This window comes from Flavivirga aquimarina (assembly GCF_030540835.1).
GTDB classification, from domain to species: domain Bacteria; phylum Bacteroidota; class Bacteroidia; order Flavobacteriales; family Flavobacteriaceae; genus Flavivirga; species Flavivirga aquimarina.
This window is the reverse complement of sequence record NZ_JAUOEK010000084.1, coordinates 85,311-98,458: the sequence shown is the minus strand read 5'-3', so window position 1 is coordinate 98,458 and position 13,148 is coordinate 85,311. Positions and strand designations below refer to the sequence as shown.

At 33.1% G+C, this 13,148-nt stretch carries 10 protein-coding genes; 7 read left to right on the top strand and 3 right to left on the bottom strand.

Annotation, left to right across the window (positions count from 1 at the left end; all coding sequences use genetic code 11):
* Positions 1-10 precede the first annotated feature (10 nt).
* Positions 11-589, bottom strand: coding sequence for an RNA polymerase sigma factor (locus tag Q4Q35_RS07790; protein WP_303277400.1), 579 nt, complete (start codon positions 587-589; stop codon positions 11-13).
* Between the two features lie 75 nt (positions 590-664).
* Here Q4Q35_RS07790 and Q4Q35_RS07785 point away from each other — a divergent pair, with 75 nt between their 5' ends.
* The 7 genes from Q4Q35_RS07785 to Q4Q35_RS07755 all read left to right on the top strand — a co-directional run bounded on the left by Q4Q35_RS07785 (position 665) and on the right by Q4Q35_RS07755 (position 10,886).
* Positions 665-1,879 (top strand): RsmB/NOP family class I SAM-dependent RNA methyltransferase, encoded by a 1,215-nt coding sequence (locus Q4Q35_RS07785; protein WP_303277399.1) that lies wholly within the window; start codon positions 665-667, stop codon positions 1,877-1,879.
* Between the two features lie 81 nt (positions 1,880-1,960).
* Positions 1,961-2,500, top strand: coding sequence for a dihydrofolate reductase family protein (locus tag Q4Q35_RS07780; RefSeq protein WP_303277398.1), 540 nt, complete (start codon positions 1,961-1,963; stop codon positions 2,498-2,500).
* Positions 2,501-2,534: 34 nt separating this feature from the next.
* Complete coding sequence (locus Q4Q35_RS07775) at positions 2,535-3,395, top strand: fructosamine kinase family protein (protein WP_303277397.1); 861 nt, start codon at positions 2,535-2,537, stop codon at positions 3,393-3,395.
* A 635-nt stretch (positions 3,396-4,030) separates the two neighbouring features.
* On the top strand, positions 4,031-4,681 hold the full coding sequence (locus Q4Q35_RS07770) for a DUF6934 family protein (protein WP_303277396.1): 651 nt from the start codon (positions 4,031-4,033) through the stop codon (positions 4,679-4,681).
* A gap of 28 nt (positions 4,682-4,709) precedes the next feature.
* Positions 4,710-4,880 (top strand): hypothetical protein, encoded by a 171-nt coding sequence (locus Q4Q35_RS07765; protein ID WP_303277395.1) that lies wholly within the window; start codon positions 4,710-4,712, stop codon positions 4,878-4,880.
* A 200-nt stretch (positions 4,881-5,080) separates the two neighbouring features.
* Positions 5,081-8,770, top strand: coding sequence for a phosphoribosylformylglycinamidine synthase (gene purL, locus Q4Q35_RS07760; protein WP_303277394.1), 3,690 nt, complete (start codon positions 5,081-5,083; stop codon positions 8,768-8,770).
* Positions 8,771-9,404: 634 nt separating this feature from the next.
* Positions 9,405-10,886, top strand: a complete 1,482-nt coding sequence (locus tag Q4Q35_RS07755; RefSeq protein WP_303277393.1) for a TlpA family protein disulfide reductase — start codon at positions 9,405-9,407, stop codon at positions 10,884-10,886.
* A 223-nt stretch (positions 10,887-11,109) separates the two neighbouring features.
* Here Q4Q35_RS07755 and Q4Q35_RS07750 read toward each other — a convergent pair whose 3' ends face one another.
* Both Q4Q35_RS07750 and pflA read right to left on the bottom strand, forming a co-directional pair.
* A complete protein-coding gene (locus Q4Q35_RS07750; RefSeq protein ID WP_303277392.1) occupies positions 11,110-12,366 on the bottom strand; it encodes an L-lactate MFS transporter in 1,257 nt (418 codons plus the stop codon).
* A 42-nt stretch (positions 12,367-12,408) separates the two neighbouring features.
* On the bottom strand, positions 12,409-13,119 hold the full coding sequence (gene pflA / locus Q4Q35_RS07745; protein WP_303277435.1) for a pyruvate formate-lyase-activating protein: 711 nt from the start codon (positions 13,117-13,119) through the stop codon (positions 12,409-12,411).
* Positions 13,120-13,148: the final 29 nt, after the last annotated feature.

The following is a 13,148-nucleotide window of genomic DNA, read 5'->3' as shown; positions in this document are numbered from 1 at the left end:
AAAACTTGCGTTAAATGTCATTTTTATAAAAATTTTCCAATAACCCTTGCAAATTCTTTTTCGCTCTAAACATTAAAGACTCTACCGAGGACATACTTTTCTCAGTAATATCACAAATTTCCTGGTAACTTTTCCCATCTACTTTGCTTAATGTAAATACCACTTTTTGAGCGTCGGGTAATTGATTAATCGCTCTAAAAAGGGTTTCACTTTTTTCTTTATTCTCTAAAACAATTCCCGGATGATTCATCTCTGTAAAATAACTTGATTTATCAACAGGAATCTCATTCCCCATAATAGATTGTAAAAAAGCAAAGCGTTTTTTAGTGTTCTTTTTTCTTATAAACTCTAAACATTTATTGGTTGCAATACGATATATCCATGTTGATAACTTAGAACGCCCTTTAAATTTACCAATTGAATTAAAAACTTCAACAAAAACATCTTGGGCAATGTCTTCGGCATCTTCTTTATTAGGTACAAACGATATACAAGTAGCAAATACTTTTTGCTGAAAATCATCAATGAGCTTACTGTAAGCAGATTGTTTTCCTTCAATTAAGTCGTCTATGAAATTTTGCTCCGTCAAATGTGTTTTTTAATCCTGCAAAATAAGAAATTAATTGTTTTATTAAGCGTAACTTTGCAGCCTTATTAAAAAACCATGCGATTACATAGAAACCTTTGCTTTGCTGTTATAGATGGATTAACCCTAATTTTTAATGAAGGCAAATATGCCGACAAGGTAATTCAACAGCTATTAAAACGAGATAAACGTTGGGGGAGCCGAGATAGAGCTTTTGTTGCTGAAACAACTTACGATATTGTACGTTGGAAACGTTTGTATGCTGAAATTGCTGAAGTAAAAGAACCTTTTGATAGGGACAACCTATGGCGCATGTTTGCTGTTTGGGCTACTTTAAAAGGTATAAAATTACCCGATTGGAAATATTTTGAAAATACACCTACTCGAAAAATCAAGGGACGTTTTGATGAACTTTCAAAAATTAGAAAACTCAGAGAATCTATTCCTGATTGGATTGATGAAGTTGGTTTAGAAGAATTAGGTGAAACAATGTGGACTAAAGAAATAGCAAAACAGAACGAACAAGCTGATGTTATTTTAAGAACCAATACCCTTAAAACCACTAAAGAAAAACTACAAAACATCTTGCATGACCAAGGTATTGAAACCGAATTTATTAAAGGTCATGATTCTGCGCTTAAATTAATAGAGCGTGCCAACGTTTTTGTTACTGATGCTTTTAAAAAAGGGCTTTTTGAAGTTCAAGATGCATCATCTCAATTAGTGGCCGATTTTCTGGACGTAAAACCAGGTATGAAAGTGGTTGATACTTGTGCTGGTGCTGGTGGTAAAACGCTCCATATTGCCTCTTTAATGGAAAACAAAGGTCAGATTGTGGCTATGGATATTTACGAAAGCAAACTCAAAAAATTAAAAATAAGAGCCAGACGTAATGGTGTGCATAATGTGGAGTTAAAAGTTATTGATTCTACGAAGCCAATTAAAAAATTATACAATAAAGCAGATCGTGTTTTAATTGATGCGCCTTGTTCCGGTCTGGGGGTTTTACGTAGAAATCCAGATGCTAAGTGGAAATTAGAACCCGAGTTTTTAGATAGAATTAGGGTAACCCAACAAGACGTGTTACAACAATATTCCAGAATGGTAAAACCAGAAGGTAAGTTAGTGTATGCTACCTGTTCTGTATTACCATCTGAAAACCAAAATCAAGTAAAGACTTTTTTAAAATCTGAAGCTGGTGCCAATTTTTCTTTGATAAAAGACAAAAAAGTTTTTGCTCACACTTCTGGATTTGATGGGTTTTATATGGCACTTTTAGAGAGGAAAAGTTAATAACTTTTCGTTTATAGTTCTGTATTTACTTTTTGAATCTTCTATTTTTATATTCTTTTTTAACTAAATTTAAAACTAAATATGGAATATAAAAACATCGTGTTTATTGGTAAAAGCTTAGACGGTTATATCGCTGGAAAAAATGGCGAACTGGATTGGTTAGATATGATTCCAAATCCAGAACAAAATGGCATGGGCTATTACGATTTAATGGAAGAGATAGATGTGATAGTCATGGGAAAAACAACATTTGAAACTGTTATTAGTTTTGACATAGACTGGCCCTATAAAAAGCATGTATTTGTTTTAAGTCATTCACTTAAAGAAGTTCCAGATAATCTTAAAGACAAAGTAACGCTGTTACATGGAAAAGAAAGTGATGTTTTAGATAGTATTCATAAAAAGGGTTTTAATAACCTTTATATTGATGGAGGAAAAACAGTTCAAAATTTCCTCAAAGCCGATTTAATTGATGAACTTAGAATTTCCACGATTCCTATTGTACTGGGAGGTGGGGTTCCTTTATTTGATACACTTCCAAAATCATTAATATTTAACCATGTTAAAACGGAAGTATTTCTAAATGAGATCGTTCAAAGTCATTATAAACGAAAAAGATAACACTCTTCTACTAAGTCTTTCTTATTTTTAAATAATGAACCATGATTTAAAAATATATTTATCCAATATTCTTAAAGAATCCATTACTGGAATTTCCTCGGTTCATGGGGGTGACATTTCAAATACTTATAAAATTGAAACCTCAAGCAACTCCTACTTTTTAAAATTAAACAGCTCAATACATGCTGTAAAAATGTTTCAAGCTGAAGCTTATGGATTGCAAGTAATTAGAGAAACAAATACCATAAAAACACCTAAGGTTTATGCTCACGATAGCTTTCAGAATAACACTTTTCTACTCATGGAGTTTATTGAAAGTAAATCACCTTCATCTTCAGATTATAAAAACTTAGGAAACCAATTAGCGCAATTACATCAATGTACTTCCGATAATTTCGGTTTAGATCAAGATAACTTCATCGGCAGTTTACCTCAAAATAATAAACCAAATACAACTTGGGTCGATTTCTACACAACCGAACGCTTACAGCCTCAAATAGAATTAGCCAAAGAAAAACAGCTACTTTCTAAAAATGAATGTCCATCTGTACAAAGCATCAAAGACTTCTTAGAACCTTTATTTTCAAATATAAAACCAGCCCTATTACATGGTGATTTATGGAGTGGAAACTATCTCATATCTAAAGATAATGTACCATACCTCATTGATCCTGCTATTTACTTTGGACATCACGAAGTAGACATTGCTATGACCAAATTATTTGGTGGCTTTGATGCCACTTTTTACGAAACCTATGCTTCTCATTTTAAAACAGATGAGAATACCTCAGCAAGAATAGAAATCTACCAATTGTATTATCTTTTAGTGCATTTAAATTTATTTGGTAGTTCTTATCATGGTTCTGTGTCTGGTCTTTTAAAAAAGTATTTTTGAGAACCGTTTGTCATTCCTGCCTTTCGTCTGTGCTCAAGATAACCTTTGGTAGGAACCTCATAAAAAGTAACGTTTTGTCATTCCGATCGAGGCACGAGGAGGAATCTTATAAATTGAACAATGTTTTGTCATTCCTGCCTTTCGTCTTCGCTCAAGATAAACTACGGCAGGAATCTCATAGATAGTAACTTAAACCATGAAGCTATAGTCATTATGAGGGAGGAACGACCGTGATAATCTGTTCAATAAAAACTATATCTTCTTTGTTCAATTCAACAGATTCTCATGTCGCACTTTGATGCTCCTACCATTGACGTTATTTTATAATTAATTGTTTTTCAGTATTTTAATTTATCTAATATGTCACGTTGAGCATTATCGAAATATAAAATGTATTTTATATTGAAGATACCTAGCGAAGCTTAACGAAACGCTTTAAAGGTAATAACTAACAAGTCCTTCGACTGCGCTCAGGAGGACAATGGAACTATCATTTCGACTACGTCATTGCTTACGCTAGTTAAATTTTAACACGAGTCTCAGAATAACGGTTCAATTTACACTAAAAGAAAGCATATAGCATCATTACCGGAGAGGGTACGAATCTAAAAATTTAAATTGTAGTAGAAAAATTGATGAATTATATTACAATTTACAAGATTCCTGCCGTAGTTTATCTTGAGCGCAGACGAAAGGCAGGAATAAGAAAAAGCATTACCTTTGAGTATAAAAGTCACCAAATTTTGAACAGCATACCTGCTTATAAAACAGAACTTCTCGAGTCTGAAACAAGAAAAATTCAGTACCTATTTGAAAGCAAAGGACACAAATCGATAATTAAAGCCATCGAATATACGCCAGTAGCTAAAAGAAAAGGGAAAGTTATCTATAATTTAGGGTTTGGAGACTACAATGAAGATAATGGTAACATCTTTGATTATTCAAATAGCAATAATGGTGATATGAGAAAAGTATTTAGCACCGTATTAAATACGATTCCCAAATTCTTTAAAGAAAATGAAGATGCTGCTATTTGGGTTCAGGGTAGCGATAGTAAAGATGATTTTAAAAAACTTTGTGAATCCAATTGCAAAAAAAATTGTGAAACTGTTTGTAAAAATTTTAACAGAAGAATTAAAACTTACAGATACTATCTAGACAGAAATTTAGATAAGCTAAGTAAAACCTATATGTTTTTTGGATTAACCAACGAAAACACAAGCTCATTATCACAGTATACATCTGAAAATGAATATATTGGCATTTTGGTTTTTAAGAAAAAATAAGTTAAATTTGTATAGTAAATAAAGTTGCATGGAACAAAAAAAACATATATTAAAAGCAACAAGAGTGCTTTCTATGTCTAAAACGACAAAAGAGAGGATATCTAGTATTGCCAAAGATATTAAAGGAAAAGAATTGTTCCCGGAAAAAATAGAATTAGCAAAAAAAACATTAAGCAAAATTAAAACACTCCCTATTTAAAAACAGCTATTTACAACCTATATAAAATAACGAGATAAACGCAAACCAAATGGTTTGCATTTTTTTTATAAAACAGAACAATTCCCTATGTTTAAAACCTCGTGAATAACTATCTATTTTACGCATTATATTTTTACAAGAAATTCGACTAAAAAGAAGTAAATTTGCACTTTCTTTAAACACACACAAATCAATACATAATGATTCATTTCTTTGGAAACGTAACCGGTAAAGTATTTGCCGTTCAAACAACAAAAGAATTATCAACCGAAACAACCTCAAAATTAGTATGGTTATTTGGCAACCAGCCAAAAATAGAACAAGCATCTTTAGATGCTTTTTTTGTTGGTCCACGTGCCGCGATGATAACCCCATGGAGTACCAACGCTGTTGAAATCACTCAAAATATGGGGATTACTGGCATTATTAGAATTGAAGAATTCGATGCCGTTTCTGAAGATTTTAAAACATTTGATCCAATGATTTCAGAGAAATTCAATGGGTTAAATCAAAATTCCTTTACGATTGATATTCACCCAGAAGCGATTCTAGATATTGAAGATATTTCAGCTTACAATCAACAAGAAGGATTATCATTAAGTGACGAAGAAGTTGAATATTTAGAAGGTGTTTCTAAAAAAATTGGCAGACCATTAACCGACTCTGAAGTTTTCGGATTTTCGCAAGTAAACTCAGAACACTGTCGACACAAAATCTTTAACGGCACATTTGTTATTGATGGAGAAGAAAAGCCTTTATCTTTATTTAAGATGATTAGACAAACATCGGAAGCAAATCCAAACGATATTATATCTGCATATAAAGATAATGTGGCTTTCGTGAAAGGCCCGAAAGTAGAACAGTTTGCTCCAAAACGAGCAGATATTCCAGACTACTATACTACAGAAGAATTTGAATCTGTTATTTCGCTTAAAGCAGAAACACACAATTTCCCAACTACTGTTGAGCCCTTTAACGGTGCTGCAACGGGTTCAGGTGGAGAAATTAGAGATAGACTTGCCGGTGGAAAAGGCTCTATACCTTTAGCCGGAACTGCGGTTTATATGACCTCTTACTCGCGTTTAGAAGACTCATTCGACTCCGCTCAGGGCAAGCCTTGGGAAAAAGCTGTTGAAGAACGCGATTGGTTATACCAAACCCCTATGGATATTTTAATAAAAGCGTCTAATGGCGCTTCAGATTTTGGAAACAAATTCGGACAGCCCCTTATTTGTGGCTCTGTTTTAACTTTCGAACACGAGGAAGATGCTCGTAAAATTGGTTTCGATAAAGTTATCATGCAAGCAGGCGGTATTGGGTATGGAAAAGCAGAACAAGCTCTAAAAGATACACCAAAAACAGGTGATAAAATAGTAATTCTTGGTGGTGAAAATTACCGTATTGGTATGGGAGGTGCAGCAGTATCTTCAGCAGATACTGGTGAATTCGCTTCAGGAATCGAATTAAATGCCGTACAGCGTTCTAATCCGGAAATGCAAAAACGTGCTGCTAATGCCGTTCGTGGTATGGTGGAAAGTGATGAAAATTTCATCGTTTCAATTCACGATCATGGTGCTGGAGGCCACTTAAACTGTCTTTCTGAATTAGTTGAAGATACTGGTGGAAAAATAGATTTAGATGCCTTACCTGTTGGTGATCCAACATTATCAGACAAAGAAATAATCGGGAACGAGTCTCAAGAACGTATGGGCTTAGTGATTTCTGAAAAACATATAGATACACTTAACAAAATTGCAGATCGAGAACGTTCACCAATGTACACTGTTGGTGATGTTACAGGAGACGATAGATTTACATTCCAATCTAAAACCAAAGGCAACAAACCTATGGATTTAGCCATGGAAGATATGTTTGGAAGTTCGCCAAAAACAATCATGACCGATAAAACGGTAACAAGAAACTATAGTGATGTTAGTTATAATGCTGATGAATTTTATAACTATCTAGATCAGGTATTACAATTAGAAGCCGTAGCTTGTAAAGATTGGTTAACAAACAAAGTAGACCGTTGCGTTGGTGGCAAAGTAGCCAAACAACAATGTGCAGGACCTTTACAATTACCTTTAAACAATGTTGGCGTTATGGCATTAGATTATAAAGGAAAAGAAGGTATTGCAACTTCGATTGGACACTCCCCTATTTCTGGGTTAATTAACCCTGTAGCTGGTAGTAGAAATTCAATCACAGAAGCTTTAACAAATCTTATCTGGGCACCTTTAAAAGATGGATTACAAAATGTGTCATTATCTGCAAACTGGATGTGGCCTTGTAAAAATGAAGGTGAAGATGCTCGTTTATACGAAGCTGTAAAAGCGGTTTCGGAGTTTGCTATCGATTTAGGAATCAATGTGCCAACAGGAAAAGATTCGCTTTCAATGAAACAAAAATACCCAAATGAAGAAGTTATCTCTCCAGGTACGGTTATTATTTCTGCAGGAGCAAATTGTAACGATATAAATAAAATTGTAGAACCCGTTTTTAAGAAAAATAGTGGTGATATTTATTATATCAATATCTCTCAGGATGATTTTAAATTAGGAGGTAGTTCTTTTGCTCAAGTACTTAACAAAATAGGAAACGACGCGCCTAATGTTAAAGATGCTGCTTATGTAAAAAATGTATTCAATACCATACAAAGTTTAATTGTTAACGAACAAATCGTTGCAGGACATGATGTCGCTTCAGGTGGGTTAATTACAACCTTACTAGAACTTTGTTTTGCCGATGTGAATACGGGAGCAGAATTAGACCTATCTTCTTTAAACGAAAAAGATACATTTAAAATAGTATTTGCTGAAAATTCAGGGATTGTTATTCAAGCTAAAGATTCTTCTATTGAATCAGTTTTAACAGAAGCTAATATTGAATTCCATAATATTGGAAAAGTAACAGAAAATGATACTTTAAGTATTATTAATAATGCTGAAGTATTCACAATGACGGTTTCTAGATTACGTGATGTTTGGTATAAAACATCTTTTTTACTAGATCAAAAGCAAACAGTCAATAATTTAGCTGAAGATAGATTCAATAATTACAAAAATCAACCTTTACAATATACATTCCCAAAACATTTTACAGGAAAACTTGACAACCTCTCGACTACGCTCGAGGAGACAAGGCGTCCAAAAGCTGCCATACTTCGTGAAAAAGGAAGTAATTCAGAACGAGAAATGGCAAACGCCATGTATTTAGCTGGTTTTGATGTAAAAGATGTGCACATGACCGATTTAATTTCTGGTCGTGAAACTCTTGAAGATATTCAGTTTTTAGGAGCTGTTGGAGGTTTTAGTAACTCCGATGTTTTAGGTTCTGCTAAAGGTTGGGCTGGTGCCATTAAATATAACGAAAAGGCAAACAAAGTCATTAAAGATTTCTTTGCTAGAGAAGATACGTTATCTGTTGGAATTTGTAATGGATGTCAACTTTGGATGGAATTAGATTTAATAAACCCAGAACATGATGTTCATGGAAAAATGATTCATAACGAATCTAACAAACACGAAAGTTCATTCACATCTGTTAAAATTCAGGAAAACAATTCTGTAATGCTTTCTACACTTGCAGGAAGTACTTTAGGAGTTTGGATTTCTCATGGTGAAGGAAAATTTAATTTACCATATACAGAAGATCAATACAATATCGTTGCAAAATACGGTTATGAAGGCTATCCACATAATCCAAATGGATCAGATTTTAACACTGCTATGATGAGTGATAAAACAGGAAGACATTTAGTAACGATGCCACATATTGAGCGTTCTACATTCCAATGGAACTGGGCTAATTACCCTGATGGACGTAAAGACGAAGTGTCTCCATGGCTGGAAGCTTTCGTTAATGCTAGAAAGTGGATTGAAAATAAATAAATTTAACTATAAGTAAACATGTTGCAAATTGCCCTTTTTTTAAATAGGGCATATTTGGTGTATATATAATAAAGGGTTTATACACCAGTGAACATATTCATACGTTACCTATAATTAATTAAAACCCTATGAAAAACTTTATAATTTTAATATTTATCTTAACCTTAATTGGGTGCTCTTCAACACGTAAAATTAAAGATAAAGATATTACTGGAATGTAGGAATTTCCAGAAACAATGGTTATGGATAGAAATAAAACCCAATAATTTCGTTTATCAATGTCGTGTTGATAAGAACGGATCAATTTATAATGCAGTTGGAATTTTAAAAAAGGGCATCATTTATTGGGAAAAAAGATGGGAAAAGGACACCATAATAATGAAAAATGACACAATGCGCCTAAAAGGGCTTTATGGAAACTATGGGTATATAAAAAGTAATAATAAAATGGCTAAAAAGTGTCTCAATCCAATTAATTAAAAAATAACAGCAAGTAATACCGTGTAAAAATAATTGCTTGGTTTTAGCCTACTGGAAAATAATGCAGATTTTCCTCTGGTTCGTTTCATTTTTAGTAAGTTAGTAGCTTAATCACATAACTATCCTTACACACAACTGTTATCACATTACAAAAATGAGAATACAAAGAATATTTATAGCAATTCTAATAATTGGACTTATTGGCTGTTCAAAAAAAAATGATAAAATAATAATCAGTGGAAAAATTAATGGAAGTATCCCAGATAAAATTGAATTTACAGTACCAGTCGATGGAACTTGGTTTTATGGAACTAAAAAATCAGTAGAACCTGATTCTTTAGGCAATTTCACGATTTCTATGAAATCCGACTTAGCATCGTTTGTGACATTATATATACCCAAACAAACTTCGGCGGTATTGTTGGTTGAACCAGGTAAAGAATACGAAATTGACTTCGATTTGACAACAAAGGACAAAAAAGTTAATATAAAAGGTACAACGTCCAGCCAAGCCCAAAACTTATACAATTCATTCGCTCTTCCAGAATTTCATGTTCTTAGTATGTCTAATGAGCTGTTAAAAGATTCGATTTTATCATCCATATCATCAAAAATAAATACTCGAAAGCAAAAAGAACTAACAGAATTCCAAAAACAGCTAGAAAAACAAAAAATAAACAAGAAGTTTTATGATTTAGCAGAATTAGACAGAAAATACTACTACTCAGCTTTAGAAGCTGAAATTGCAGCAATGCGATATAAAAAACATTTAGATAGTACTGAAACTCAAAACGCTCAAATCTTAGGCATTTGGAAAAGGATATTTGAACAAACTCAACCGACTGACTCATTTAACATTTCCACACCTTGGTCATTTCCCCTGATGGAAAGTTATATAAATGTCTGTCAATTAAATTCTGATACGGTTAACTTTGATAATTTTGAGAAAGGAAAAATTCATTCATACAATATAAACAAGGCAAAAAAATATTTAAAAGGAAAATCATTAGAATATTATTATGCCACCTATATCTTAAGCAATAGCTATGTAAACAAAAAAAACTCTAAAGAATTAATTATGCTTTATGAAAATTTCAACAAAGAGTATCCAAATAGCAGCTATACTGAACATTTAATCGGTAATATACAACCTATCATAGATTTTCACCGCAAGATTTCAGAATCTAGCATCAACAACGAAATCAAGTACGTTGAAAACTATAAGAACATTAATACTTTTGAGGAATTAATTAAAATCTTAAAGGGGAAAAAAGTCTTTGTAGATATTTGGGGAACTTGGTGTACTCCCTGTAAAAAAGAATTTCAATATAAAGACAGTTTAAATGCGCTTCTTAAATCTAAAAATATGGAAACCCTATATATTTGTGAAGGCAGAGTTAGTGAGGAAAAAATTTGGAAAGAGATGATAAAATTTTACAATTTAGAAGGGTATCACATTAGAGCAAATAAAAAACTATTAACAGATGTAATTAAAAAACTTGAGCGAGTTGGTTCTTTTTACTATCCTTATTACATATTAATTGACGAAAATGGAGAAATTGTAAAAAATCCTGCAAAAAAACCATCTCAATTAAATGAATTAAAGGAGGAAATAAATAAAAGTTACGTGTGGTAAGTCGTATAAAATTAATTGTTGGCACAAGACTACTTACAAAAATCCTCTCGGGTTTCTATTCGGTTTGTATTTACTAAATTCGTTGCTTAACCACGCAATCTTATACAAGCTCGTTGTAGCACAAACTCAAGAAATAAAACCCATACTTAAAACCCCGAAATAATAACTATTATCTCGGGGCTTTTTTGACTACAAAAAATTATGAAAACTAAAGTCACCGCTTTCAGGCAAACTCTAAACTTTTATCTATTTTTTTATAAGCTTTAGTTACAGATCGTTTCATTAACATTGATACTATAAGTGCTATAACAAACAAACCGGCAAAGACTTCCAAAGTATCGTCTAAAGACCCTGTCGCATTTTTAACAACATCATAAATTGTAGGGCCTACAACACCAGCTAATCCCCAAGCAGCTAATACCATACCATGTATAGCGCCTAATTGTTTCGTTCCAAACAAATCTCCCAGAAATGCGGGTAACGTTGCAAATCCGCCCCCGTACATCGTAATGACTGTAAACAGTACTACCAGAAAAACCAGTTCCATTGAAATTTTAGGCAAGAAAAAGAATGCCAATATTTGAAAAGCAAAGAATATAATATAAGTATTTGCTCTTCCCAGATAATCTGAAAGACCAGACCACATAATTCTACCTAAACCATTAAACACACCTATTAAACCTACTATTGCTGCTGCTTCCATAGGCGTATAATTTAATTTTTCCTGCATCATAGGGCTAGCAGCAGATATAATGGCTATACCACAAGCGATATTTATAAACATCATAATCCAGATATAATAAAAACGAGGTGTTTTTAGGGATTCATTGGCATTAATATTAGATATATCAGCTTTTATCGTTTTACCTTCTCCCGGTTTAAAGCCATCCGGCATATAACCTTCCGGTGGCCTTTCAATATATCTTGCCGAGGATAATATTAGTATCATATAAATAACCCCAAGAATATAAAAGGCATTAGATACACCAACAGCATCAAAAAGAGATTGCATGACTGGCCCAAAAATTAAGGCAGCAAAACCAAACCCCATAATGGCCATACCAGTTGCTAAACCACGTTTGTCTGGAAACCATTTCACTAAAGTACTTACCGGTGTAATATAACCAAGCCCCAATCCAATACCACCAATAACGCCATAACAAAGGTAAAATAGCGTTAACGATTCTAATTGAACAGCAAGTCCAGAACCTAAAATACCAATACCGTAAAATAATCCTGCTGTTGTTCCACTTACTTTGGGTCCTACTTTCTCTACCCATCTACCTAAAAATGCTGCCGATAAACCCAATAACAAAATAGCTATTTTAAAAGCCCATTTTATAACACTGCCATCAACATCAAAAATATCTTTAACCGGATTAGTCATAACTGAATACGCATATACAGATCCTATTGAAATGTGGATTCCAACTGCCGAAGCAGCTATTAACCAACGGTTTTTAAGTTTTAGTTCGCTCATAATATACATGATTTGAGTGCCGATAGTTACAACACTTCCTTCTTAATTTATTTTAACTTCTTTAAAGTATTTTTCTAATATATTAACTGCCATACCTATTTCTTTCTCTGTGTTTTCTCGGGCATCTTTTAATTGATAATCCCAACCTAAAGCGTCCCACTTATGAATACCCAATTTATGATATGGCTGAAGTTCAATTTTCTCAATGGTTTTGAAATCTTTAAAATAAGCCCCCATTTGATGTAAAAGTTCAGGCTTATTTGTGATCTCTGGTATTAGCACATATCGTAACCACATTTTTTTTCCAGAAGCTTCCCTTTGTTTTGCAAAATTAAAAGCCGTTTCTTTATTCCGCATTCCTGTTATAGCCTCATAACCTTCCTCTGTCATGTGCTTAATATCTAGCATGACCAAATCTGCATAGTCTAACAATACTTCTGTAAAATGATTTAATATTCTGCCATTGGTATCTACATTAGTATGAATCCCTTCCTTTTTAAGCCTTTTAAAAAAAGGAATTAATTCTTTAGACTGTAATAAAGGTTCGCCGCCCGATACTGTAACGCCTCCTTTTTTACCAAAATAAGGTTTCATTTTTAGGGCTATCTCTACCAACTCATCGATATGATATAACTTACCTCCAGAAGTTTCAATAGTATCTGGATTATGACAATACACACATTTTAATTTGCAACCTTGCAAAAAAATAACCAAACGAATTCCTGGACCATCATGTGTTCCAAAGGATTCAATAGAGTGTACTCTTAATATGTTTTCTTCTG